This is a genomic window from Pseudomonas sp. RIT623, assembly GCF_004519305.1.
Classification (GTDB): domain Bacteria; phylum Pseudomonadota; class Gammaproteobacteria; order Pseudomonadales; family Pseudomonadaceae; genus Aquipseudomonas.
The window spans coordinates 17,117-40,733 of sequence record NZ_SOZA01000029.1 but is presented as its reverse complement, the minus strand read 5'-3'; the positions used below and the strand labels follow the sequence as shown (position 1 = coordinate 40,733).

Annotated in this window: 20 protein-coding genes, 5 tRNA genes and 1 pseudogene; 8 read left to right on the top strand and 18 right to left on the bottom strand. The window is 65.1% G+C overall.

The window, feature by feature from the left end:
• Positions 1-32 precede the first annotated feature (32 nt).
• The 4 genes from lpxK to E3U47_RS18380 all read right to left on the bottom strand — a co-directional run bounded on the left by lpxK (position 33) and on the right by E3U47_RS18380 (position 4,429).
• On the bottom strand, positions 33-1,043 hold the full coding sequence (lpxK, locus tag E3U47_RS18395; RefSeq protein WP_134693102.1) for a tetraacyldisaccharide 4'-kinase: 1,011 nt from the start codon (positions 1,041-1,043) through the stop codon (positions 33-35).
• Positions 1,043-1,477, bottom strand: a complete 435-nt coding sequence (locus E3U47_RS18390) for a biopolymer transporter ExbD (protein ID WP_134693101.1) — start codon at positions 1,475-1,477, stop codon at positions 1,043-1,045. The genes lpxK and E3U47_RS18390 overlap by 1 nt, the downstream gene beginning before the upstream one ends.
• Positions 1,474-2,109: a MotA/TolQ/ExbB proton channel family protein gene (locus E3U47_RS18385; protein ID WP_028690976.1), complete on the bottom strand. Its 636-nt coding sequence runs from the start codon at positions 2,107-2,109 to the stop codon at positions 1,474-1,476. The genes E3U47_RS18390 and E3U47_RS18385 overlap by 4 nt, the downstream gene beginning before the upstream one ends.
• Before the next feature lie 103 nt (positions 2,110-2,212).
• Positions 2,213-4,429: a DNA internalization-related competence protein ComEC/Rec2 gene (locus tag E3U47_RS18380; protein WP_134693100.1), complete on the bottom strand. Its 2,217-nt coding sequence runs from the start codon at positions 4,427-4,429 to the stop codon at positions 2,213-2,215.
• A gap of 144 nt (positions 4,430-4,573) precedes the next feature.
• Between E3U47_RS18380 and E3U47_RS18375 the strand changes: the two genes are divergently transcribed.
• Positions 4,574-5,215, top strand: a complete 642-nt coding sequence (locus E3U47_RS18375; RefSeq protein ID WP_134693099.1) for a DUF2062 domain-containing protein — start codon at positions 4,574-4,576, stop codon at positions 5,213-5,215.
• On the opposite strand, the gene E3U47_RS18370 is transcribed toward E3U47_RS18375, so the two are convergent.
• The 3 genes from E3U47_RS18370 to E3U47_RS18360 form a co-directional block, all read right to left on the bottom strand.
• On the bottom strand, positions 5,099-5,878 hold the full coding sequence (locus E3U47_RS18370) for an ABC transporter permease (protein WP_134693098.1): 780 nt from the start codon (positions 5,876-5,878) through the stop codon (positions 5,099-5,101). The two genes, E3U47_RS18375 and E3U47_RS18370, sit on opposite strands and share 117 nt — an antisense overlap.
• Positions 5,875-6,807 (bottom strand): ABC transporter ATP-binding protein, encoded by a 933-nt coding sequence (locus E3U47_RS18365; RefSeq protein ID WP_134693097.1) that lies wholly within the window; start codon positions 6,805-6,807, stop codon positions 5,875-5,877. Before E3U47_RS18365 ends, E3U47_RS18370 begins: the two co-directional genes overlap by 4 nt.
• A 132-nt stretch (positions 6,808-6,939) precedes the next feature.
• Positions 6,940-7,563 (bottom strand): glutathione S-transferase, encoded by a 624-nt coding sequence (locus E3U47_RS18360; protein ID WP_134693096.1) that lies wholly within the window; start codon positions 7,561-7,563, stop codon positions 6,940-6,942.
• A gap of 221 nt (positions 7,564-7,784) precedes the next feature.
• Between E3U47_RS18360 and E3U47_RS18355 the strand changes: the two genes are divergently transcribed.
• Positions 7,785-10,232 carry an acyl-CoA dehydrogenase gene (locus E3U47_RS18355; RefSeq protein ID WP_134693095.1) on the top strand — a complete coding sequence of 816 codons (2,448 nt, stop codon included), beginning with the start codon at positions 7,785-7,787 and terminating at the stop codon, positions 10,230-10,232.
• Between the two features lie 117 nt (positions 10,233-10,349).
• A complete protein-coding gene (locus tag E3U47_RS18350) occupies positions 10,350-10,760 on the top strand; it encodes a PA2817 family protein (RefSeq protein WP_134693094.1) in 411 nt (136 codons plus the stop codon).
• Between the two features lie 95 nt (positions 10,761-10,855).
• Here E3U47_RS18350 and E3U47_RS18345 read toward each other — a convergent pair.
• The 5 genes from E3U47_RS18345 to E3U47_RS18325 form a co-directional block, all read right to left on the bottom strand.
• Positions 10,856-10,931, bottom strand: a tRNA-Gly gene (locus E3U47_RS18345).
• Between the two features lie 81 nt (positions 10,932-11,012).
• A tRNA-Gly gene (locus E3U47_RS18340) sits at positions 11,013-11,088 on the bottom strand.
• 4 nt (positions 11,089-11,092) lie between these two features.
• A tRNA-Glu gene (locus E3U47_RS18335) sits at positions 11,093-11,168 on the bottom strand.
• Between the two features lie 94 nt (positions 11,169-11,262).
• Positions 11,263-11,338 (bottom strand) — tRNA-Gly (locus E3U47_RS18330).
• A 4-nt stretch (positions 11,339-11,342) separates the two neighbouring features.
• A tRNA-Glu gene (locus E3U47_RS18325) sits at positions 11,343-11,418 on the bottom strand.
• A 367-nt stretch (positions 11,419-11,785) separates the two neighbouring features.
• Between E3U47_RS18325 and E3U47_RS18320 the strand changes: the two genes are divergently transcribed.
• A complete protein-coding gene (locus E3U47_RS18320; RefSeq protein ID WP_134693093.1) occupies positions 11,786-12,553 on the top strand; it encodes a hypothetical protein in 768 nt (255 codons plus the stop codon).
• Between the two features lie 123 nt (positions 12,554-12,676).
• Here the strand turns inward: E3U47_RS18320 and E3U47_RS18315 are convergent, their stop codons facing one another.
• On the bottom strand, positions 12,677-13,159 hold the full coding sequence (locus E3U47_RS18315) for a GAF domain-containing protein (RefSeq protein WP_134693092.1): 483 nt from the start codon (positions 13,157-13,159) through the stop codon (positions 12,677-12,679).
• Positions 13,160-14,047, bottom strand: coding sequence for an ATP-binding protein (locus E3U47_RS18310; RefSeq protein WP_134693091.1), 888 nt, complete (start codon positions 14,045-14,047; stop codon positions 13,160-13,162).
• A 108-nt stretch (positions 14,048-14,155) separates the two neighbouring features.
• Between E3U47_RS18310 and E3U47_RS18305 the strand changes: the two genes are divergently transcribed.
• Positions 14,156-16,510, top strand: coding sequence for a response regulator (locus E3U47_RS18305; protein ID WP_134693090.1), 2,355 nt, complete (start codon positions 14,156-14,158; stop codon positions 16,508-16,510).
• Here the strand turns inward: E3U47_RS18305 and E3U47_RS18300 are convergent.
• A complete protein-coding gene (locus E3U47_RS18300) occupies positions 16,500-16,988 on the bottom strand; it encodes a glutathione peroxidase (protein ID WP_134693089.1) in 489 nt (162 codons plus the stop codon). The two genes, E3U47_RS18305 and E3U47_RS18300, sit on opposite strands and share 11 nt — an antisense overlap.
• 25 nt (positions 16,989-17,013) lie before the next feature.
• The gene (gene msrB / locus E3U47_RS18295; RefSeq protein WP_134693088.1) at positions 17,014-17,409 is read right to left on the bottom strand and encodes a peptide-methionine (R)-S-oxide reductase MsrB; all 396 of its coding nucleotides are present in this window, start codon (positions 17,407-17,409) and stop codon (positions 17,014-17,016) included.
• 167 nt (positions 17,410-17,576) lie between these two features.
• Between msrB and E3U47_RS18290 the strand changes: the two genes are divergently transcribed.
• Together E3U47_RS18290 and htpX are read left to right on the top strand one after the other, a co-directional pair.
• Positions 17,577-18,788, top strand: coding sequence for a pyridoxal phosphate-dependent aminotransferase (locus E3U47_RS18290; protein ID WP_134693087.1), 1,212 nt, complete (start codon positions 17,577-17,579; stop codon positions 18,786-18,788).
• Positions 18,789-19,066: 278 nt separating this feature from the next.
• Positions 19,067-19,954: a protease HtpX gene (gene htpX / locus E3U47_RS18285; RefSeq protein ID WP_134693086.1), complete on the top strand. Its 888-nt coding sequence runs from the start codon at positions 19,067-19,069 to the stop codon at positions 19,952-19,954.
• Between the two features lie 172 nt (positions 19,955-20,126).
• Here htpX and E3U47_RS18275 read toward each other — a convergent pair whose 3' ends face one another.
• Positions 20,127-20,777 (bottom strand): thiopurine S-methyltransferase, encoded by a 651-nt coding sequence (locus tag E3U47_RS18275; protein WP_134693085.1) that lies wholly within the window; start codon positions 20,775-20,777, stop codon positions 20,127-20,129.
• A 100-nt stretch (positions 20,778-20,877) separates the two neighbouring features.
• On the opposite strand from E3U47_RS18275, the gene E3U47_RS18270 reads away from it, so the two are divergent.
• Positions 20,878-21,630 (top strand): class III extradiol ring-cleavage dioxygenase, encoded by a 753-nt coding sequence (locus E3U47_RS18270; protein WP_134693084.1) that lies wholly within the window; start codon positions 20,878-20,880, stop codon positions 21,628-21,630.
• Positions 21,631-21,714: 84 nt separating this feature from the next.
• On the opposite strand, the pseudogene E3U47_RS18265 reads toward E3U47_RS18270, so the two are convergent.
• A pseudogene (locus E3U47_RS18265) lies at positions 21,715-23,425 on the bottom strand (DEAD/DEAH box helicase).
• Positions 23,426-23,617 lie beyond the last annotated feature (192 nt).

The window sequence follows — 23,617 nt, the reverse complement described above, 5'->3', positions numbered from 1 at the left end:
GGAGCTTCCTTGAAACGGAAATTGAAAAAGGCTCAGGGCCTGAGGCGGCCAGGCAGCAGGCGATCGAGCTCGGCGTCGAACCAGGCGACGAACGCCTGCGAGGGTACGGCGTCGACCGCCAGGTACCACCAGTCGTCGGCAGCGAACGGCCGGCATTTCACCGCATCCTTCTCGGTCATCACCAACGGCAGCGGCGGGCTGAACGACAGCACTTCGCGGCTGTACGGCGCATGGTCGGCAAAGGGGTGCGGCACCGGCTGCCAGTTTAGCCCCAGCAGGGTGTTGAAGAAACGTTGCGGGTTGCCAATGCCGGCCACGGCGTGCAGCGCCTGGCCAGCGGGAAACAGGTCGAGCTCGCGGCGCTTGCCGCTGCGCAGGTTGATCAGCGCCGACGGCTGCAGGCGCAAGGCAAAGCCGCCGTCGCGGTCAGCCTCGGCGCCATTGAACAGCACCGCGTCCGCCGCGCCCAGGCGCTCGGCGGGTTCGCGCAGAGGGCCGGCCGGCAGGCAGCGGCGGTTGCCCAGGCCACGGGCGGCATCGATCAACACCAGTTCCAGGTCGCGGGCCAGGCGGTAATGCTGCATGCCGTCGTCGCACAGGATCAGGTCCGGCGCATCGCTGGCCAGCAACGCCTGCACCGCGCGAGAGCGGTCTGGGTCGATCATCAGCGGCACACCGCTGCGCTGAACGATCAGCAAGGGTTCGTCACCGGCCTGCCCAGCCGGCTGATCGGCGCTGACGCGCCAAGGGTACTGGGGTGGCTTGGCCCCATAGCCACGGCTGACCACGCCAACCTTGAGCCCCTGCCGGCGGCAGTGCTCGATCAGCCAGAGGATCATCGGCGTCTTGCCGGTGCCGCCCACGGTGATGTTGCCCACCACGATCACCGGCACAGGGGCGCGATAGCTGGCGCTCTGGCCACTGAGGAAACGCGCGCGCTTGCGCGTCACCACCCGCCGGTACAGGGCCTCCAGCGGGCGCAGCAGGGCCAGTGCCGGGTGCCCGGCATACCAGGCGGCAAGCAGACGGTCGGCGAAGGCCATCAGGGGTTACCCTGCGCGGCCTCGACGGTGGTCATGCGCAACTTGCTGAAGCCGAGCTTGCCGGCCGCATCCATTGCGGTGACCACGGCCTGGTGCGGGGTCTTGCCATCGGCGCTGATCGCCAGCGGCAGGGTGATGTCGCCAGCGGACTCCTTCTCGATCGCCTCGGTCAGGGTCGCCAGGTCGCTCTTGGGCAGCAGGTGGTTGTTCACCGAGTACACACCTTCGGCACTGATGGTGATCTCGATCAGCTTGCCGTCATCGGGCTGCGCCGCCACGGCGCTGCTGGCCTCGGGCAGCTCGACGCGCAACTGGGTCTCGCGGGTGAAGGTGGTGGTGACCACGAAGAACAGCAGCAGCACGAACACCACGTCGATCAACGACGCCAGGTTGATATCGACGTTCTCGCGCTGACGATTGCGCCGGAACTTCACGCCTTGCCCCCGGCCACTTCCACTTCACGATCGCCCTGCAGCACTTCCACCAGCTTGATCGCCTCCTGCTCCATGCCCACCACCAGCTCGTCGATGCGACGCAGCAGGAAGCGGTGGAAGAACACCGCCGGGATACCGACCATCAGGCCGGCCGCGGTGGTTACCAGGGCCTTGGAAATACCCCCGGCCAGCACCGCGGCGTTGGCGGTCATCTGCGAGCCCATGAAGGCGCTGAAGATGTCGATCATGCCCAGCACTGTGCCCAGCAAACCCAGCAACGGAGCCATGGCGGCGATAGTGCCGAGGGTGCTGATGTAGCGCTCGAGCTCGTGGATGACCCGCGAGGCAGCCTCTTCGATGCACTCTTTCATGATTTCGCGGCCATGGCGCGAGTTGGCCAGGCCCGCGGCGAGGATCTCGCCCAGCGGCGAATCGGCGCGCAAGGCCTTGAGCTTGTCACTGGTCAGTTGCTTGTCCTTGATCCACATCCATACCTGCCCGAGCAGGTGCGGCGGGGTGACACGGCTGGCGCGCAGGGTCCACAGGCGCTCGACGACGATCGCCATGGCGGCGATCGAGCTCAGGATGATCGGCAGCATCATCCAGCCACCAGACTTGACCAATTCCCACACAGTAAGCATCCCCTCGGAAAAAGGCCGCCACTCTACCATAGGCACGCGGGGCGCTCATCTGCCGGAGGTCAGGGAAAAGGTCGGCCCGGATAATCGCGTCGGCTCAGCCCTCGTCAACCTCACGCCAGAACCGCCGCTCCTTGCGCACCCCCTGCACCCCACCCTGGCTACCCAGCATCAACCGCAACGCCCCCTCCAGCGCCGTGTCATGGATGCTGACCCCGTGCCGCCGATAGCGCTCGAGCACCTGCGGATGCGGATGCCCGAAACCATTGCTGCGCCCCCGCGAGATCAACACCCCACGCGGTGCCAGCGCCGTGATGAACGGTGCCGTGGACGACGTACGGCTGCCATGGTGCGGCGCCTGCAACCAGTCGATGCGCAGGTCCCCGCCAGCCGCCAGCCAGGCCCGCTCCGCCCCGGCCTCCATGTCGCCCGCCAACAACAGGCGCTCGCCATTGGCCACCACCCGTAGCACACAAGATCGATCATTGCTCGACCCGCCCTGCGCCCACTGCCATAGCTCGAAATCGACGCCATCCCATTGCCAGCGCTGGCCACTGGCGCAGCGCTGCGCCGGCTCCAGCCCGGCGACCTCACCCACCATCACCCGCTTGACCGGCAGGCCCCGCCTCACCGCCGCGGCCCCGCCGGCATGATCGGCGTGACCATGACTGATCAGCATCAGGTCCAACTGCTTCACCCCCAACCGCCGCAAGGTCGGCAGCACCACGCTGTCACCCAGGTCGCTGTCGCCCAGGGCCGGCCCGGCGTCATACAACAGGGCGTGCTGGCGGGTGCGCAGCAGCACCGCCAGCCCCTGGCCCACATCCAGTTGCCACACCTGCACCTGGCCATGGGGCACCTGCTCGCGCGGCACCCACAACGCCAGCAACAGCACCACACCCGGCATGCGCAGGGGCACGCCACGGGGCAGCAGGACCAACAGCGCGCCCAACGCGACCAGCAACCAGGCCCACAGCGGCAACGGCTCGGGCACCCAGGCGGGCACCTGCCGCGCGCCCCACGCCAGGCAACGGAACAAACCATCCAGGGCCAGCCCGGCCAACCACAACAGCCCCTCCCCCAGCCCAGGCAGCCACAGCAACGCGCTGCCCAGCAGGGCCAGCGGCAATACCGCCAGGCTGATCCACGGCACCGCCAGCAGGTTGGCCAGCGGCGCCGTCAGGCTGATCGGCAGCCCCAGGGCCAGCAGCAACGGCAGCAGCCCCACGGCGATTACCCACTGGGCGCGGGTCCAGGCCTGCCACGGGCGCCAGGCGCCCAAACGCGCCGAAAAACACAGCACCAGCACCGCCACCGCCGCGAACGACAGCCAGAAGCCGGGCAGCAAGCTGGCCAGCGGTTCGACCAGCAACACCCCCAGCAGCGCCAGCAACAATGGCAACCCCGCGCCAAGGTGGCGAAAGCGCAGGCGCCAGAGCAGCACCACCGCCAGCATCAGGCAGGCGCGCTGCACCGGCACACCGAACCCGGCCAGCCAGCCGTAGCCCAGCGCCGCAGCCAGCGCCAAGGCACAGGCCCAAGGCAGCCAGGGCAGACGCGAGGGCCAGGCACCCAGGCGTGCCAGCCCCGCCACCAGGCCATACACCAGGCCGGCCAGCAACCCGATGTGTTGCCCGGAAATCACCAACAGATGCACGCTGCCGGTGGCTTGCAAGACCTGCCAGTCCTGGCGCGCCATGCCACCGCCATCGCCCAGCAGCAACGCCACCAGCGCCGCCTCGCGTCCATGGGCATCCACCGCCAGCACCCGCTCACGCAAGGCATCGCGCCAACCGGGCGGCGCCGCGTCCAGGCGCTCGCCCGCCTTGACCGTGCCGGTGGCGCCGATACGCCGCGCCAGCAGCAGGGCTTCGCGGTCCGGGCCATGGGGGTTGAGCAGGCCTGCGGGCCGGCGCAGGTTGACTGCCAGGCGCCAGCGCTGGCCAGCGCGCAACTCAGGGCCGGCAAACCAGCTCAATTGCAGACGCTGCGGCAAGGCCGCCCGGCGCGAGCTGGGCTGTTCCAGCTCGAAACGCACACCCCGCTCGGTACGCGTCGGCAACCCCACCACTTGCCCTTGCAGCCACAGGGTGCGCCCCTCCAGTGCCGGAGCCAGGCGCGCATCCAGCGCCTGCTGCGCCGACCAGCACGCCCAGCACAGCCCCAGCAGCCACCAGCCCAGCACCCTGCCCCGGCTGCGCAGGCACGCCAGGGCCAGCACCAGCAAGGGCCACAACCATCCGTCCGGCGGCAACGCCGGGAGAAAACCCAGGCTCAACAGCCCGAGGGCGAACGCCAGCATCCCTGTGCGCATGAGATAGAGCTCCAGAAGCAAAAAACGCCCCTGAGGCTTAGTCGATTGGCAGGGAAATCCTGCTAATCAATTGTCACAAACTCTGAACGAGGCTGCGCTTCAATCAAGGCATACTGACGCCCTTCAACCCCGCCGGGAGCCCACATGCCGCGCCGTCTGTTCAAACGCTACATGCCGGACCCGACCAGCATCCGGGAACACAAGTCCTTACGCTTTTTCGGCACGCTGCTGCACGACCCCAACCTCTGGCACCTGAATCGACATTCGGTGGCGCGGGCCATGGGCGTCGGCCTGTTCGCCGCGCTTATCCCCATCCCCATGCAGATGCTGCTGGCCGCCGCGCTGGCCATCCCGGTACGTGGCAACCTGCCCATCGCGGTGAGCCTGGTGTGGCTGACCAACCCGCTGACCATGCCACCGGTGTTCTTCGTGACCTATATGACCGGCGCCTGGCTGATGCAGGTGCCGCCGCGCACCCTGCCGGAGGAGATCACCGTCGACTGGGTCACCGACCAGCTGGCGACGATCTGGCAACCGTTCCTGCTGGGCTCGGTGGTGTGTGGGGTGGTGCTCGGCGTGCTGGCCTACTTCACCACCATGCTCTACTGGCGCTGGTGGGTGGGCCGGCAATGGCGCCGGCGCCAGTGTCGCTGCTCGGCCGCCCAGGGCTCAGGCGCGCATGCCACGGCCGCTGACCAGCAGGCGCACGCACAGCGCATAGAGCACGGCAGTAGCCACCAGCATGAAGCTGATCGCGGTGCCAATGCTGATATCCGACACCCCTAGAATGCCGTAGCGGAACGAGTTGACCATGTGCAGTACCGGGTTGGCCAGCGACACGGTCTGCCAGAACGGCGGTAGCAGGTTGATCGAGTAGAACACCCCGCCCAGGTAGGTCAGCGGCGTCAGCACGAAGGTCGGGATGATCGATATATCGTCGAAGTTACGCGCGAACACGGCGTTGACGAAGCCCAGCAGCGAGAAGATGGTCGCGGTCAGCAACACCACGACGACAGTCACCCCCAGGTGATGCACCTGCAAGTGGGTGAAGAACATCGACAGGATGGTCACGATCACCCCCACCGCCAACCCGCGCAGCACGCCGCCCAGCACATAGCCGACGAGGATGGTGTGCGGCGACACCGGCGAGACCATCAGCTCCTCGATGGAGCGCTGGAATTTGCTGCCGAAGAAGCTCGACACCACGTTGCCATAGGAGTTGGTGATCACCGACATCATGATCAGCCCCGGCACGATGTACTCCATGTAGGTGAAGCCACCCATGTCGCCGATCTGCCGGCCGATCAGGTTACCGAAGATCACGAAGTACAGGACCATGGTGATCGCCGGCGGTAGCAGGGTCTGCGGCCAGATGCGCAGGAAGCGGCGCACTTCGCGGTAGACGATGGTGTTCAGGGCGACCCAGTTGGTGCGCAGTTCCACACTCATACGGCCACCTTCGACAGGTTCTTTTCCACCAGGGACACGAACAGCTCCTCGAGTCTATTGGTCTTGTTGCGCAGGCTCTGCACTTCGATGTTCTTCAATGCCAACTGGCCGAACAACGCGGTGATGCCGATGTCCTTGTCGACCTGTACCTCGAGGGTGTGCGGGGTGATCAGCCGGCACGGGTAACCCTGCAGCTCAGGCGCCGCGGGCAGGTCATGGCGCAGGTCGAGGACGAAGGTCTCGACATGCAGCTTGCCCAGCAGCTGGCGCATGCTGGTGTTCTCGACGATGGTGCCGTGGTCGATGATGCCGATGTTGCGGCACAGCTGCTCGGCCTCTTCGAGGTAATGGGTGGTGAGGATGATGGTGATGCCCTTCTGGTTGAGCTCGGTGAGGAAGCTCCACATCGAACGGCGCAGCTCGATGTCCACCCCGGCGGTCGGCTCGTCGAGGATCAGCAGGCGCGGCTCGTGAATCAGCGCCCGGGCAATCATCAGCCGGCGCTTCATGCCGCCGGACAACGACCGCGACTGCACGTCGCGCTTGTCCCACAGGCCGAGTTGGGTCAGGTACTGTTCGGCGCGCTCCTTGGCCAGCTTGGGCGGGATGCCGTAGTAGCCGGCCTGGGTCACGACGATGTCGAAGGTCTTCTCGAACTGGTTGAAATTGAACTCCTGGGGCACCACGCCCAGGCAGCGCTTGAGCGCCGCGGGCTCGCGGTCCAGGTCGTGGCCGAACACGTTGACCGTGCCGCTGGTCTTGTTCACCAAGGTCGAGAGGATGCCGATGGTGGTGGATTTGCCCGCGCCGTTGGGGCCGAGCAAGGCGAAGAAGTCGCCTTCGGAGACGTCCAGGTCGATGCCCTTGAGGGCCTGGAAACCGTTGCCGTAGGTCTTGGTCAGCTGTCGGATGGACAGGGCGGAACTCATAGCGGGTCAGGTACCGATAAAAAGGTTCAGGACACGCCAGGCAAAGTCACTGGCGCAGTGCGTGCGGCCATGGTGCAAGGGCTGGCCGCACAAGTACAGTCACATCTATTGATAATGACTATCGAAGCACCCTCAGGTCAGCGCGGTCATCACCGCCGCCTGGTAGGCGGGGCGCTGTTTCAGGCGCTCATACCAGGCCTCGAGGTGGTACATGGCTGGGCGCTCAATGGGCATTTCGAACCAGGCGTAGATGAAGCTGCCCAGAGGGATGTCGCCCATGCCAATCTGCTCGCCGGACAGGTACGGCTGCTTGGCCAAGGCGGCGTCGGCGATGCTCAGCAGCTCGGCGCACTGCTTGTGCGCGGCATTGATCGCCACCCAGTCGCGCTGCTCTTCAGGGGTGCGCAGCAGGCCCCAGAACAGCGGGCGGAACGGGCCGGCGAGGGACGAGGTGGTCCAGTCCATCCACTTGTCGGCCACCGCGCGCTGGCGCGGGTCGTCGAGGTACCAGCCCTGCTCTGCACCGTACTCGGCGCACAGGTAGCGCACGATGGCGTTGGACTCCCACAGCACCAGGTCGCCATCTTCGAGCATGGGCACCAGGCCGTTAGGGTTGCGGGCACGGTAGTCGGGGTCGTTGACCACGCCAAAGGCGCCGCCGGCGTCGATGGCTTGGAAGTTCAGGCCCAGTTCGTGGGCGATCCACAGCGCCTTGCGCACATTGCTCGAGTTCTTGCGGCCCCAGATCTTCAGCATGGCAACGTCCTTAATGGAATGCGGGAAGTCGGACAGTCTACTCCACGCGGCAGAGGGTGCCAGTGAAACCGGGGGGCTGCTGCGCAGCCCCCGGATCCATCGACAGTCACCGAACGAACTCCCAGCGCCCCGTCCTGTCACTTCCTAGGCAGGCCATCCGCTGCGGTGCGTCTAAGCTCTGTGGGTTGGCCATACGCCCCCGCTTCCAAGGAGGAAGGATTATGTTGCTGTTGTGGTTGGTGGTGCTGGTGCTCGGCGCCGCGTATCTCACGCACCGGCGCCTGGCGCCGCTGCAGATCCTCGCGGCAATGGCCGCCTACACCCTGCTCATGGGCATCTTCAGCAGTGCGCCCGGCTGGCTGCTGGCGCTGATCTGGCTGGTGATCGCCGTCAAGGTGGCCTTCTTCGCCCTGCCCGATCTGCGCCGCCAGGTCTTCAGCGGCCCCGTGTTCGGCTGGTTCCAGCGCACCCTGCCGCCAATGTCGCAGACCGAACGCGAAGCCATCGACGCCGGCACGGTCTGGTGGGACGGCCAACTGTTCAGCGGCCGCCCGGCCTGGAACACCCTGCTCGATTACCCCGCCGCCAAGCTCACCGAGGAAGAACAGGCATTCATCGACGGCCCCACCGAGCAGCTCTGCGCCATGGTCAGCGACTGGCAGATCGGCCAGGACCTCGACCTGCCAGGCAGCGCCTGGGATTTCATCAAGCAGCACGGCTTTTTCGCCCTGATCATCCCCAAGGAATACGGCGGCAAAGGCTTCTCGGCCTATGCCCACTCCCAGGTGGCAATGAAGCTGGCCACCCGCAGCGGCGACCTGGCCTCCACGGTGATGGTGCCCAATTCCCTGGGCCCGGCCGAGCTGCTGCTGCATTACGGCACCGATCAACAGCGCAACCACTACCTGCCGCGCCTGGCCCGCGGCGAAGAGATCCCCTGCTTCGCCCTCACCGGCCCGCTGGCCGGCTCCGACGCAGGCGCCATGCCCGACACCGGCATCGTCTGCAAGGGCCAGTGGCAGGGTGCGGAGGTCATCGGCCTGCGCCTGAACTGGGAAAAACGCTACATCACCCTCGGCCCAGTCGCCACCCTGCTCGGCCTGGCCTTCAAGGCCTACGACCCGGACCACCTGCTGGGCGACCAGGAAGACCTGGGCATCAGCCTGGCGCTGATCCCCACCGACACCCCCGGCGTCGAGATCGGCAAGCGCCACCTGCCGCTGGGCGCGGCGTTCATGAACGGCCCCAACAGCGGCAAGGACGTGTTCGTGCCGCTGGACCTGCTGATCGGCGGCCAGGCCATGCTTGGCAAGGGCTGGATGATGCTGATGAACTGCCTGTCGGTGGGCCGTTCGATCTCGCTGCCGGCCGTGGGCACTGGCGCGGCCAAGTACACCAGCCTGGTCACAGGCCAGTACGCGCGCATCCGCGAGCAGTTCAACGTGCCGCTGGCAGCCTTCGAGGGCATCCAGGAATCCCTGGCGCGCATCGGCGGCAACGCCTGGCTGATGGACAGCGCGCGCCTGCTCACCGCCAACGCGGTGGACTTGGGCGAAAAGCCTTCGGTGCTGTCGGCGATCCTCAAGTACCACCTCACCGAGCGTGGTCGTGAATGCATCCAGCACGCCATGGACGTGCACGGTGGCAAGGGCATCATCATGGGCCCGAACAACTACCTGGGGCGCAACTGGCAAGGAGCGCCGATCTTCATCACCGTCGAGGGCGCGAACATCCTCTCGCGCAACCTGATGATCTTCGGCCAGGGCGCTATCCGCTGCCACCCGTTCGTGCTCAAGGAAATGGCCCTGGCCGGGCGCGAGGACCGCGACCAGGCGCTCAAGGAGTTCGACGGCCTGCTGCTGCAGCACATCCTGTTCGCCGCCGGCAACGCCGCCAGCACCTTGGTGCTGGGCCTGGGCCTGGGGCATTTCGAGAAGGTGCCGGGCGATGCCCTGAGCCAGGGCTATTTCCGCGCCCTGAACCGCCAGGCGGCGGCCTTCGCCCTGCTGGCCGACCTGTCGATGATGCTGCTGGGCGGCACGCTCAAGCGCCGCGAGCGCCTCAGCGCACGCCTGGGCGACGTGCTCAGCTACCTGTACCTGGCCAGCGCCGCGCTCAAGCGCTACCACGACCTCGGCTCGCCCGAGCACATGCGCCCGCTGTTGCGCTGGGCCCTGGAGGAAAGCCTGGGCCAGGCAGAGAATGCCCTCGCCGCGCTGCTCGACAATTTCCCCAACCGTTTCATCGGCTGCGCCCTGCGTGTGCTGGTGTTCCCGTTCGGTCGCCGTCACACCGGCCCGAGCGACGCCCTGGATGCCGAGGTGGCCGAGCTGATCGGTCGACGCCAGGGCGATCCGGCGCTGGAGGAACTGCTCACCGGCTGCTTCCGCCCACAGGCCGACGGCGACCCGGTGGCGGCACTGCAACGGGCCAGCGATTTGCTGGACGACGCGGCCTCGCTGCACAAGGTGCTGCATCAGGCGGTCAAGGAAGGCAAGGTGCGCGCAGCAGCGGGACAATCGCCGATCGACGCGGCGGTGGCCGCTGGCGTGTTGCAGGCCGACGAGGGCCAACGCCTGCACGCCGCCGAGCGGGCACGCCGAGCGGTGATCGATGTAGACGCGTTCGACAAGGCGCAACTGGCTGGCGCGCAAGGCATCATCCGCTGATGATCGCGGGGCAGGTCTTGAGTTGTGGCAGCGGGTCGGCATAGCCGGCGCCGCTGCCAGCCCAGGTAAAACCGGCGTATACTCCGCGCCCGTTTCAACCATCCCGAGGACCGCCCCATGGCCAATCCCCACCTGCAATACCACCTGCAGTTGCTGCACCACCTGCGCACCATCCTGGCCGCGCTGGGTGAGGCCGAACAGGTACCGGAGGAAAGCCACGCCCTGTTCCTCGAGCGCTTCGACGAGCTACTGACCCTGCTGCCGCAGGATCCACTGCAAAGCCAGTACCTGGGTCAGGACCTGATCTGCCAGGTGATCCAGCGCTACCCACAGATCGCCCACCTGGTGCCCCGTGACCTGCTGTGGTTCTTCGGCGGCGACTGCCTGCACTTCATGCCGGACGAAGAGCTGAACCTGTACCAGACCCTGGAAGAGCGCCGCTACGAAGCGCAGCAGAACGACGAACCATTCGACTGGAACCTGGAAAAGCAATTGCTGAGCCAGCCGGACACCGGCACCCAGCACTGAGGCTTGATGGGCGGGGCCTGCCCCGCCCTTGCGCTGTAGCCAGTAAAATCGAGGCGAAAAAAAACGCCACTTCTAACGAAGTGGCGTTTTCGATTTGGAGCGGGAAACGAGACTCGAACTCGCGACCCCGACCTTGGCAAGGTCGTGCTCTACCAACTGAGCTATTCCCGCAGGGTGAAGCTTTACCGCATTTGGCGTGAAGCGCCTTGAAGACCTTCACCACCGGCACCGTATCAAACGATGCATTGAAACTGGAGCGGGAAACGAGACTCGAACTCGCGACCCCGACCTTGGCAAGGTCGTGCTCTACCAACTGAGCTATTCCCGCAATATGGCGTCCCCTAGGGGACTCGAACCCCTGTTACCGCCGTGAAAGGGCGGTGTCCTAGGCCACTAGACGAAGGGGACTAAGCCGACGCTTTTCAGCGTACCAGCACATGAACCTCACGATTCAGACTGGATTTTCTTTTCCTGCCCTGCTGTTAAACAGTGCCGGAGAAACTGGAGCGGGAAACGAGACTCGAACTCGCGACCCCGACCTTGGCAAGGTCGTGCTCTACCAACTGAGCTATTCCCGCAATATGGCGTCCCCTAGGGGACTCGAACCCCTGTTACCGCCGTGAAAGGGCGGTGTCCTAGGCCACTAGACGAAGGGGACACGCTGCTCGCATTTGCATGCTTGCTTTCACTCCCTGCCGCGTTTCGCTGTGTGCTTTACGCTGCAAGTGGCGCGCATTCTATGGATGCCTTGCAGGGTCGTCAACCCCTTTGTAGAAATTTATTTAAATCAATGACTTCCCGTTGCCACAGGGGGTGGTGCAGGATGTGTCCGGGGATTGGCGTTGATTTTCTGACACGGCCTCGGCAAGCTCATAGCCATGTGCCATCAACTGTAGATTCGCGCAGCCCTGCCGACATAGAAATAAGGCGCGAGCGCGCGAGTTCCGCCGGGCTGCACTGTTCGCCCCCAGGTGAACTCACTACACTCTTTACCAGATGCAAAACTTCTTCATGAGGCGTTAACGGTGACACCACTTCTGATCACCCTGCTTATCGTGGCGGGCATCGCATTACTGATCGTGATCGGCTACCTCAACAACGTGGTCGAGAACAGCAAGCTCGAGCGCGCACGCTTGAAAGTCGAACTGGCCGATCGCCTGCGCCGCTGTGGCGAGATCACCGAAACCTTCCCCGGCCAGTTCATGACCCCGGCCCTCAAGCTGCTGCTGACCCGCCTGGAGCTGAACCTCAACCAGCGCCAGCTGGCACTGGACAAGCACAGCGGCGACCTCAAGGCGCGTATCGCCGAGCTCGAGGGGCTGATCAGCCAGGCCGAGCGTATCCCGGTGAACAACCCGCCCTCGCCGATCCATACCGAAGCCAAGGCCAAGGATGTGCGCTTCCTGCTGGAGCTGCTGCACAACCAGATCGTGCGCGCCACCCAGGAAGGCTTCCTGGCCACCAACGAAGGCAAGTACTGGGTCAAGGAGATCCGCCATATCCTGGTGCTGCTGCACATCGAGTTCTTCAACAACCTGGGCCAGCAGGCCCTGCAGCAGAACCAGCCGGGCCAGGCGCGACTGGCCTTCGAGCGTGGCGTGCAATACCTGCGCAAGCAACCCGAGCCCAAGCAGTATGAAGAGCAGCTGACTTACCTGGAAAAACTGCTGAACCGCGCCAACGCCCAGGTGCTGGACCAGATGGAGCCGGCGGAGAACGACCAGAACGCGCTGACCCAGGGCCTGAAGACCGACGAGGACGAAACCTGGAAGAAGAAGGTCATCTACGATTGATCGAGCGAGGCCAAGGCCTGTTCGCCGGCAAGCCGGCTCCTACAGATAGCGTATAGGAGCCGGCTTGCCGGCGAACAGGAGCAAACAAAAAGAAAGGGGCCTTTGCAGGCCCCTTCTTCATTTTCAGCAGTCGCTCAACTCGAGGAACACCTCGACCAAGCGCTCCAGCCCCACCTGGTCGGCCTCGCTGAAACGCGCCAGTTTCGGGCTGTCCAGATCAAGCACGCCAATCAGCCGACCGCCCTTCACCAGCGGAATCACCAGCTCGCTGTTGGACGCGCTGTCGCAAGCGATGTGCCCGGGGAAGGCATGCACATCCTCGACCCGCTGGGTTTGCCGGCTCGCCGCCGCGGCACCGCACACGCCCCGGCCGAATGGAATGCGCACGCACGCCACCTGGCCCTGGAACGGGCCGAGCACCAGCTCCTCGTTGCGATTGAGGTAGAACCCCGCCCAGTTCAAGTCCTCGACCTGGCTGAACAGAAACGCCGAGAACTGCGCGGCATTGGCGATGAAGTCGCGCTCGTCGGCAAACAACGCCCGCACTTGCGCAGCCAGCAGGTCGTAGCCGTCGAGGCCCTTGCCACTGGCATTGAGGTCGATCATTTATTTCTGCTCCAGCAATTGCAGCCCGACCCAGTAGCGGGCGAACTGATAGGCACAGCGGCCATTACGGTTGCCGCGGCCGGTGGCCCAGCGCACGGCGAGGATGTCGAGCTCTTCGGTGCGCTGCCAGCGCAGCCCGGCTGGGCGCGCCAGCTGGCCGATCCAGTGTTCGACCACGTTGAGGAAGTGCTCCTGGGAGAACGGATAGAACGACAGCCACAGGCCGAAACGGTCGGACAGGGCGATCTTGTCCTCCACCGCCTCGTTGGGGTGCAGCTCGCCATCGACCATCTTCCAGTTTTCGTTGTCGCTCTGTTTTTCCGGTACCAGGTGGCGACGGTTGGAGGTGGCGTACAGCAGCACGTTGTCCGGCGCCTGTTCCAGCGAGCCGTCGAGCACGCTCTTGAGCACCCGGTAGTCGCCCTCCCCGGCCTCGAACGACAGGTCGTCGCAGAACAGGATGAAACGCTGCTCGAGCTTTTGCAGTTGCTCGACCACCCGCGGCAGGTCGGCCAGGTGATCGCGCTCGATCTCGATCAGGCGCAAGCCCTGGCCTGCGTGTTCGGCCAGCAGCGCGCGCACCAGCGACGACTTGCCGGTGCCACGCGAGCCCCACAGCAAGGCGTGGTTGGCCGGCATGCCGCTGATGAACTGGTGAGTATTGCGGCCCAGCTGGTCACGCTGCTGGTCGACGCCGATCAGGTCGGTCAGGCGGATATCCAGGCTGACCTCCAACGGCATCAGATAGCCGCTGCGGCCATCGCGCTGCCAGCGGGCAGCCAGGGTATGGCCCCAGTCGATGTTCGGGCGTTGCGCGGGCAACAAGGGTTCCAGACGCGCAAGCACGGATTCGGCGCGGTCGAGAAAAGCGGTAAGTCGGGCGTCCATGACGACTCCTAGTGAATTTCAGTTTGTCAGGGCGCGCAAAGCGGCCCTTAGATTCACGCTCAACTGAAATGAACAGACAGACCCGCCAGCAGCCAGGGCTGATCGGCTATGCTTGCGCAGCGCACGGAGCAAGTAACCGGCTTGGGACCCATGGATATCAAGTTCACCAATCGCCTGTCATACAAGCAAGCCCGGTTGACAGTCCTGGTCGGCTTCATCCTGGGAACATTGCTCAGTCTCATCCAGATCGGCATCGATTATGCCAGCGAAGACGCGTCCATCAACCGTGAAATTCAGGCGTTGATGAAGATCAGCCATGACACGGCCTCGCGCATTGCCTACAACATCGACACCGAGCTTGCCCAGGAGCTCACCGGCGGCCTGCTGCAATCGCCGGCGGTGATCCGCGCGCAGTTGATCGACAACAATGACACGGTGCTGGCCGATGTCCAGCGTCCACGCCTGGAGAGCCGCTACCGGCCGCTGTCGGACTTCCTGTTCGGCGAGCAACGCCAGTTCCGCGACCGCCTGTTCCTCGCCCACATGCCCAAGGAATACCTCGGCACCCTGTACCTGGACGTCGATACCTACGCCTTCGGCGGGCGCTTTCTCGACCGCGCCGGAGTCACCCTGGTCAACGGTTTCGCCCGCAGCCTGGTGCTCACCGGCATCCTCCTGGCGCTGTTCTACCTGATGCTGACCAAGCCCCTGGTCACGGTGATCGGCGCGCTCAGCGGCAACGACGCGCGCACCCCGCGGCAAACCCGCCTCGACTGCCCCAAGGGCCACGACAACGACGAGATCGGCGTGCTGGTGCGGGTCGCCAATCAGCAGTTCGTCAGCATGGCCACCGAGATCCAGCAACGGCGCGCCGCCGAGAACCGCCTGACCCAGTACCTCAACGAGCTGGAAGACATCGTCTCGGCGCGCACCGACGAGCTCAAGGCCAGCAACAGCCGCCTGAGCCTGTCCAACCAGGAGCTGGACGAGGCCCGCCAGCGCGCCCTGGACATGGCCCAGGCCCGCGCGGCGTTCCTGGCCAACATGAGCCACGAGATCCGCACCCCGCTCAACGGCATGCTCGGCATGATCGCCCTGGCCCTGGACAGCGGCCTGGCCGCCGAACAGCGCCAGCAGCTGTCGATCGCCCACGACTCGGGCAAGGTGCTGGTGGAATTGCTCAACGATATCCTCGACCTGTCCAAGTTCGATGCCGGGCAACTGGAGCTCGAGCGCATTGCCTTCGACCTCGGGGCGATGGTCGAGGACACCGCCAACCTGCTATCGCAGAATGCCGCGCCCAGCGTCGAGCTGACCTGCCTGATCGCCCCGGACTTCCCCAGCACGGTGCTCGGCGACCCGACCCGGGTCCGCCAGATCGTCAGCAACCTGCTGTCCAACGCCCTCAAGTTCACCCGCTTCGGCCGCGTCGACCTGCGCCTGTCGTGCATTGTCGGCGGCGTGCGCCTGGAGGTCTGCGACACCGGCATCGGCATCCCCGAAGAGGCCCAGGCGCGGATCTTCCAGCCGTTCACCCAAGCCGGCGCCGGCATCACCCGCCAATACGGCGGCACCGGCCTGGGCCTGACCCTGACGCGCAACCTGTGCAAGGCCATGCAGGGGCACCTGACCATCCATTCCGAGACCGGTTTTGGCAGCCGCTTCAGCGCCGACCTGCCCTTGGCCGCCCACACCGAGGCCATCCCGCCGGCGCCACTGGCCGGACGCGTGGTGGCCCTGGGCAACGCTGGTAGCGGCCTGGCCGAGCTGCTCGGACAACTGCTGCCGCGCTGGGGGCTGGATTACACCCGCCATGACAATGCCGCCGAACTGGCCGGCAGCACGGTCGACCTGCTGATCACCGACGACCTCGACCATGTGCTCGACCTGCGCCCGACCATCCTCGCGCCAATCCTGCTGGTGACCGCCTACGGCAACTTCCTGCCCAGCGAGCAGGCCACGCAACTGGCGCCGCTGCACCAGCTGGCCCGGCCCCTGGCGCGCAACGCGCTGTACCAGACGTTGCGCCGCACCCTCCTGGGCGAGCCCAGCGCGCCCCTGCCCCACGAGGTACCGGCGACCCTGGAGCGCCGCGCGCGGGTGCTGCTGGTGGAAGACAACCCGGTGAACCAGCTGGTGGCCAAGGGCATGCTCGGCAAGCTCGGCTGCCAGGTGCAGGTCGCCGCCCATGGCGGCGAGGCCCTGGAGCGCCTGGAACAGGAGGACTTCGACCTGGTGCTGATGGACTGCAACATGCCGGTGATGGACGGCTACGAGGCCAGCCGGCGCATCCGCCAGGGCGGGCGCTGGCCAGAGCTGCCGATCGTCGCGCTGACCGCCAATGCCATGCCCGAGGAGCGCGAACGCTGCCGCGCCGCGGGCATGAACGACTATCTGGCCAAGCCGTTTCGCCGCGAGGAGCTACTGGCGCTGATCGACCACTGGGTGCCGCTCAGCGGCTGAGCAAAGGTTCGATCGCCGACTTCAGCGCTTCGGGCTTGGTGGTCGGGGCAAAGCGGGTGACCTGGCCGCTGGCCGGGTCGAGCAGGAACTTGGTGAAGTTCCACTTGATCTTCTGCGTGCCCAGCAGCCCTGGGGCGCGACGCTTGAGCTCGGCGAACAGCGGGTGGGCACCAGGGCCATTGACCTCGACCTTGCGAAACAGCGGGAAGCTCACGCCGAAATTGAGCTCGCAGAACTGCGCGATCTCGCGGGCATCGCCCGGCTCCTGCTTGCCGAACTGGTTGCAGGGAAAGCCCAGCACCACCAGGCCCTGCTCGCGGTATTCCTGCCACAGGCGCTCCAGGCCCTTGTACTGGGGGGTGAAGCCACACTGGCTGGCGGTGTTGACCACCAGCAGCGCCTTGCCGGGGAAATCACCGAGCTTCTTGTGCTCGCCGCCCAGGGTGACACAGGGGATGTCCAGCAGTGGATCGGCCATGATTAGCGCTCCTTCGGTGACGGGGTCAGTCGCGGGGCTTGAGGTCCAGGCACACCGAGTTGATGCAGTAGCGCAGCCCGGTCGGTGGCGGGCCGTCGGGGAACACATGGCCGAGGTGGGCATCGCACTGGGCGCAGGTGACCTCGGTGCGAATCATGCCGTGGGAAGTGTCACGAATCTCGATCATCGCGGCGGCCTCGATAGGCTCATAGAAACTCGGCCAGCCGCAGCCGGAATCGAACTTGGCCTTGGCGTCGAACAGCGCCAGGTCGCAGCAGATGCAATGGTAGATGCCGTCGCGGCGCTCGCTGTTGTACTTGCCGCTGAACGGCCGTTCGGTGCCCTTGAGGCGGCACACCTGATACTGGGCCGGGTCGAGCATGGCGCGCCATTCGTCCAGGGTTTTGTCGATCTTTTGCATGGTGGAACCTCGGCAGGCTGAATTTCACCTCGCGCTGGCTTTTCCCTGGCGCGGGTGGCACGTATATTAGTTGGCTTCGTGTGCAAGGCAGCAAGTCTGGCACCCGCTTCCCGCCCTTTCAAACCTTTCGATAAAGGGCGGTGCGTATTCTCACTCGGGATCTCATCATGCAGTTCAGCAAATCGAACAAGCTCGCCAATGTCTGCTATGACATTCGCGGCCCCGTGCTCAAGCACGCCAAACGCCTGGAAGAGGAAGGCCACCGCATCCTCAAGCTGAACATCGGCAACCCGGCGCCGTTTGGTTTCGAAGCGCCGGACGAGATCCTCCAGGACGTTATCCGCAACCTGCCGACCGCCCAGGGCTACAGCGACTCCAAGGGCCTGTTCAGCGCGCGCAAGGCAGTGATGCAGTATTGCCAGCAAAAAGAAATCGAAGGCGTCACCATCGAGGACATCTACCTGGGCAACGGCGTGTCCGAGCTGATCGTGATGTCGATGCAGGCGCTGCTCAACAACGGCGATGAAGTGCTGATCCCGGCTCCCGACTACCCGCTGTGGACCGCCGCGGTGAGCTTGGCCGGCGGCAAGCCGGTGCACTACCTGTGCGACGAGCAGGCCGACTGGTTCCCCGACCTTGACGACATCAAGGCCAAGATCACCCCGAACACCAAGGCCCTGGTGATCATCAACCCGAACAACCCGACCGGCGCGGTGTACTCCCGCGAGCTGCTGCAAGGCATGCTGGAACTGGCGCGCCAGCACAACCTGGTGGTGTTCTCCGACGAGATCTATGACAAGATCCTCTACGACGAGGCCGTGCATATCAGCACCGCGTCACTGGCCCCGGACCTGCTGTGCCTGACCTTCAACGGCCTGTCCAAGTCGTACCGGGTGGCCGGTTTCCGCTCCGGCTGGCTGATCATCTCCGGGCCCAAGCACCACGCCCAGAGCTACATCGAAGGCATCGACATGCTGGCCAACATGCGTCTGTGCGCCAACGTGCCGGCCCAGCACGCGATCCAGACCGCCCTGGGCGGCTACCAGAGCATCAACGACCTGGTGCTGCCGCCAGGCCGCCTGCTGGAGCAGCGCAACCGCACCTACGAGCTGCTCAACGACATCCCCGGGGTCAGCTGCGTGAAGCCGATGGGCGCGCTGTATGCCTTCCCGCGCATCGACCCGAAGGTCTGCCCGATCCTCAACGATGAGAAATTCGCCCTCGACCTGCTGCTCTCGGAGAAGCTGCTGATCGTCCAGGGCACGGCGTTCAACTGGCCGTGGCCAGACCACTTCCGCGTGGTCACCCTGCCGCGGGTCGACGACCTGGAGCAGGCCATCGGCCGGATCGGCAATTTCCTGCGCACTTATTCGCAGTAAGCGCCAGGGCCAACCGTAGGAGCCAGCCTTGCTGGCGAACCAAGCGCCGCGGTGCAGGGCACCGGCGACACCGGTGTTCGCCGGCAAGGCTCCTACGCCGATCAGCCAACGGGACCTTTACATCCTGCAACGCTCTGCCTCACAGCCCCTGCGGCATCCTCTGCCATACTTCCCCGCGTACACAGTTTGAAATAGTCCCCCGGTTGAATCGGCGTGGCCTCCCCCTTATATACCCCGCAGTACGCAACGAACTCATCCGTCAGGAGAACGTAACAACCATGATGCGCATTCTGTTGTTTGTAGCCACCAACCTCGCGGTGGTGCTGGTTGCAAGCATTACCCTGAGCCTGTTCGGCTTCAACGGGTTCATGGCAGCCAACGGGGTTGACCTCAACCTCAGCCAGCTGCTGGTCTTCTGCGCCGTGTTCGGTTTTGCGGGTTCGCTGGTCTCGCTGTTCATCTCCAAGTGGATGGCGAAGATGACCACCGGCACCCAGATCATCAGCCAGCCCCGCACCCGTCACGAGCAGTGGCTGCTGCAGACCGTCGAGGAGCTGTCCCGTGAAGCCGGCATCAAGATGCCCGAGGTGGGTATCTTCCCGGCCTACGAGGCCAACGCCTTCGCCACCGGCTGGAACCGCAACGATGCCTTGGTGGCCGTGTCCCAGGGCCTGCTCGAGCGTTTCTCGCCCGACGAGGTGCGCGCGGTGCTGGCCCACGAGATCGGCCACGTGGCCAACGGTGACATGGTCACCATGGCCCTGGTGCAAGGCGTGGTGAACACCTTCGTGATGTTCTTCGCCCGTATCATCGGCAACTTCGTCGACCGGGTGATCTTCAAGAACGAAGAAGGCCACGGCATCGCCTACTTCGTCGCGACCATCGTCGCCGAGCTGGTCCTGGGCATCCTCGCCAGCATCATCGTCATGTGGTACTCGCGCCGCCGTGAGTTCCGCGCCGACGAAGCCGGCGCCCACCTGGCCGGCACCAACGCGATGATCGGCGCCCTGCAGCGCCTGCGCTCGGAGCAAGGCCTGCCGGTGCACATGCCCGACACCATGAAGGCCTTCGGCATCAATGGCGGCCTCAAGCACGGGCTGGCCGGCCTGCTGATGAGCCACCCGCCACTGGAAGACCGTATCGACGCACTGCGCCGTCGCGGTTGATCCTGGCAGCTACGAAAAAGGGCGACTTCGGTCGCCCTTTTTGCGCCCATGTCGCTCCTCGGCCTGCAATACCTGTAGGAGCCAGCTTGCTGGCAAACCCGGCGCCGCGCAGGATGGCACCGGCCATGCCGGTGTTCGCCGGCATGCCGGCTCCTACAGGGTCGAAGCCAGCTTAGCGTCGTAGCCGATAGACGCGCTCTACCAGGCTTTCAACGCCCGACTTCAGAAACTTCGGACTCTCACCAAGAATCTCCCGCCCTTCAACCTCATCGACCTGCCACCCGGCAAACCCTGCCCGCACTTCGGCATCCGCCACCGAGAACGGCGGCCCGTCGATCAACGCCTGGTCGTAATCCAGGGTCACCAGCAAGCCACGACACGCCTTCGGCAATTGCTCGCCCAGCAGCGCCATGTACCGCTCGCGCATTTCAGGCGGCAGCGCAATCAAGGCCGCGCGGTCATAGATACCCGGGCAATCGGCAAGGTCCTCGGCACGCAAGGCGAATACATCCCCGCACCAGATCTCCACCTCATCACTGCGCCAGCTCTCGAACGCGCCGTGCCGAGTCACCTGCACCTGCAACCCATGCTCGGTGAAGAAATCCGCCACCGCCTGGCGCGATAGCTCCACCCCCAACACCTGATACCCCTGCGCGGCCAGCCAGAGCATGTCCAGGCTCTTGCCGCACAAAGGCACCAGCACCCGCGCGCCAGGCGCCAGCGCCAACGTCGGCCAATGCGCCTGCAGGTAAGGGTTCACCTGGGGCTGGTGAAAACCGATCTGGTTATCCGCCCACCGCTTGTGCCAGAACGCTGGCTCCATGATTCCTCCGGTTTTTCGATAAAAGCTTATGGAAACTTATATTGGATCTCGATCTTTGGCTGACCGAAGATGGGGCATCTTACCCCCTCAGGATCCCGCCATGCTGCCCAGCCTGTTCATCTCCCACGGCTCCCCCATGCTTGCCCTGCAACCCGGCGCCAGCGGCCCGGCACTGGCCGGGCTGGCCCGCGCCCTGCCCCACCCCAAGGCAATCGTGGTGGTGTCGGCGCATTGGGAAAGCCGCGAGCTGCTGGTAATGGGCAACCCACAGCCGCAGACCTGGCACGACTTCCATGGTTTTCCGCCGGCCCTGTATGCCGTGCAGTACCCCGCGCCCAGCGCGCCGGAACTGGCCAGACAGGTCGCCGAGCGCCTGGGCGCGCGGCTGGATACGCAGCGGCCATTCGACCACGGCGCCTGGGTGCCGCTGTCACTGATGTATCCAGAAGCCAACATCCCGGTGATCCAGGTGTCGCTGCCCAGCCAGGCCGGCCCCGCCCTGCAGCTGAAGGTTGGCCAAGCGCTGTCGACACTACGCGAGGAAGGCATCCTGCTGCTCGGTTCGGGTAGCATCACCCACAACCTGGGCGAACTGGACTGGCATGCTGGGCCGGATGCGGTCGAACCTTGGGCACTGGCGTTTCGCGACTGGGTGGTGGAACGGATGGAGGCGGGGGACGAGAAAGCGCTGCTGGACTATCGTCGACAGGCGCCGTTTGCTGCGCGCAACCATCCCAGTGACGAACATTTGCTGCCCTTGTTCTTTGCCATGGGTGCCGGGGCACGGTTTGGCATCGTGCATCAGGGGTTCACGCTGGGGGCGCTGGGGATGGATATCTATCGGTTCGACTGAAGATTGCCGGGAGCATGATCAGCTGATAGACAGGCAAAAAAAATCCCCGGCACGGGCCGGGGATTTTTCATTGCAGCGCCAGGATCAGTCCTCGCGGTAGCGACGCAGCTTGAGCTGCTTGCCGGCCACACGGGTGTCCTTGAGCTTGGACAGCAGACGCTCCAGGCCTTCTTCCGGCAGCTCGATCAGGCTGAAGCTGTCGCGCACCTGGATACGACCGATGGCGTCACGGGCCAGGCCACCTTCGTTGAGGATCGCCCCCAGCAGGTTCTTGGCCGCGATGCCGTCACGGGCACCCAGGGCGGTACGGCAACGCACGCGGCCTTCGGCCAGCGGCATCGGCGCACGACGCTCGCGATCACCACGGTCAGGGCGCTCGGCGCGCTCGGTACGCTCGCCACGCTCACGCGGGGTGTAGGTCGGCACCAGCGGCTGTTCACGCTCAACCGAGGCCAAGTCCAGCGCCTGGCCGTTGGTGGCCTTGCGCAGCAGGGCCGAGGCCAGGGCACGCGGGCTGCAACCCAGGGCTTCGGTCAGACGGTCGAGCAGATCGCCATGGCTGGCCTCTGCGTCGGCCACCAGCGGGGCCAGGCTGTTGGTCAGCTTCTTGATGCGCGCGTCCAGCACGGCCTGGGCGTTCGGCAGGCGGGCTTCGGCGACCTTCTGCCCGGTCACACGCTCGATGACCTGCAGCATGCGGCGCTCACGCGGGGTGACCAGCAGCAGTGCACGACCTTCGCGACCGGCACGGCCAGTACGGCCGATACGGTGCACGTAGGACTCTGGGTCGTACGGCATGTCAACGTTGAACACATGGGTAATACGCGGTACGTCCAGGCCACGGGCGGCGACGTCGGTGGCGACGACGATGTCCAGGCGGCCATCCTTGAGCGAGTCGATCACCCGCTCACGCTGGTTCTGGGCGATGTCGCCGTTCAACGCGGCAGCCTTGTAGCCCTTGGCTTCCAGGGCGGAGGCCAGGTCCAGGGTGGCTTGCTTGGTACGCACGAAGGCGATCAGCGCGTCGAACTCTTCGACCTCCAGCAGGCGCAGCACGGCCGGGATCTTCTGGTCGGCGTGGACCATCAGGTGAGCCTGGTCGATCGCGGTGACGGTCTGGGTCTTGCTCTGAATCTTGACGTGCTTGGGCTCGCGCAGGTGACGCTCGGCGATCGAACGGATCGACGACGGCAGGGTGGCGGAGAACAGCACGGTCTGGCGCGACTCGGGAATGGCCTTGAAGATCACTTCCAGGTCGTCCATGAAGCCGAGCTTGAGCATTTCGTCCGCTTCGTCGAGCACCAGGTACTGCACGGTGGACAGGACTTTCTCGTCACGGCGCAGGTGGTCGCACAGGCGGCCAGGGGTAGCGACGACGATCTGGGCGCCATTGCGAATGGCACGCAACTGTGGGCCCATCGGGGCACCACCGTACACGGCCACCACGTTCACGCCCGGCATCTGCTTGGCGTAGGTTTCGAAGGCGGTGGCTACTTGCAGCGCCAACTCACGGGTTGGCGCCAGGATCAGGGCTTGCGGTTCGCGCTTGCTCACGTCGATCTTGTTGAGGATCGGCAGGGCGAAGGCAGCGGTCTTGCCGGTGCCAGTCTGCGCCTGGCCGATCATGTCGTGACCGGCGAGGATGATCGGGATCGACTGTTGCTGGATGGCCGACGGCTCTTCATAGCCGGTAGCCAGGACGGCAGCAACGATATTCGGGTTGAGATCGAGAGCGGCGAATCCGCCGGTTTCCTGGGTCATGGGTCTGCCTCTAGGTGCATCCGCAAAGACCCATGCTCCAAAGCTGCACATGCCTTGAAAGACCCGAAGGTCACCCAGGCAGCTTTGGCGGCGGGGATTTGCGAAAACGATTGAAAAAGAAACGTGTGAGAGGGTCCGCCTAGCGGACATGCAGCCGAAGCTGGATTCGGAGGATTTGCACCACCTGATTTTGAGGTCCGCTAAAAGACCGGCGCGTACTATACCC

What these genes read in the sequence shown, in the direction of transcription:
- lpxK (WP_134693102.1), bottom strand. Translation starts at nt 1,043, where the DNA reads ATGGCCTTCGCCGACCGTCTGCTTGCCGCCTGGTATGCCGGGCACCCG.
- E3U47_RS18310 (WP_134693091.1), bottom strand. Translation starts at nt 14,047, where the DNA reads ATGGACGCCCGACTTACCGCTTTTCTCGACCGCGCCGAATCCGTGCTT.
- E3U47_RS18365 (WP_134693097.1), bottom strand. Translation starts at nt 6,807, where the DNA reads ATGAGTTCCGCCCTGTCCATCCGACAGCTGACCAAGACCTACGGCAAC.
- E3U47_RS18315 (WP_134693092.1), bottom strand. Translation starts at nt 13,159, where the DNA reads ATGATCGACCTCAATGCCAGTGGCAAGGGCCTCGACGGCTACGACCTG.
- msrB (WP_134693088.1), bottom strand. Translation starts at nt 17,409, where the DNA reads ATGCAAAAGATCGACAAAACCCTGGACGAATGGCGCGCCATGCTCGAC.
- E3U47_RS18305 (WP_134693090.1), top strand. Translation starts at nt 14,156, where the DNA reads ATGCTTGCGCAGCGCACGGAGCAAGTAACCGGCTTGGGACCCATGGAT.
- E3U47_RS18370 (WP_134693098.1), bottom strand. Translation starts at nt 5,878, where the DNA reads ATGAGTGTGGAACTGCGCACCAACTGGGTCGCCCTGAACACCATCGTC.
- E3U47_RS18360 (WP_134693096.1), bottom strand. Translation starts at nt 7,563, where the DNA reads ATGCTGAAGATCTGGGGCCGCAAGAACTCGAGCAATGTGCGCAAGGCG.
- E3U47_RS18350 (WP_134693094.1), top strand. Translation starts at nt 10,350, where the DNA reads ATGGCCAATCCCCACCTGCAATACCACCTGCAGTTGCTGCACCACCTG.
- E3U47_RS18375 (WP_134693099.1), top strand. Translation starts at nt 4,574, where the DNA reads ATGCCGCGCCGTCTGTTCAAACGCTACATGCCGGACCCGACCAGCATC.
- E3U47_RS18290 (WP_134693087.1), top strand. Translation starts at nt 17,577, where the DNA reads ATGCAGTTCAGCAAATCGAACAAGCTCGCCAATGTCTGCTATGACATT.
- E3U47_RS18355 (WP_134693095.1), top strand. Translation starts at nt 7,785, where the DNA reads ATGTTGCTGTTGTGGTTGGTGGTGCTGGTGCTCGGCGCCGCGTATCTC.
- htpX (WP_134693086.1), top strand. Translation starts at nt 19,067, where the DNA reads ATGATGCGCATTCTGTTGTTTGTAGCCACCAACCTCGCGGTGGTGCTG.
- E3U47_RS18270 (WP_134693084.1), top strand. Translation starts at nt 20,878, where the DNA reads ATGCTGCCCAGCCTGTTCATCTCCCACGGCTCCCCCATGCTTGCCCTG.
- E3U47_RS18380 (WP_134693100.1), bottom strand. Translation starts at nt 4,429, where the DNA reads ATGCGCACAGGGATGCTGGCGTTCGCCCTCGGGCTGTTGAGCCTGGGT.
- E3U47_RS18300 (WP_134693089.1), bottom strand. Translation starts at nt 16,988, where the DNA reads ATGGCCGATCCACTGCTGGACATCCCCTGTGTCACCCTGGGCGGCGAG.
- E3U47_RS18275 (WP_134693085.1), bottom strand. Translation starts at nt 20,777, where the DNA reads ATGGAGCCAGCGTTCTGGCACAAGCGGTGGGCGGATAACCAGATCGGT.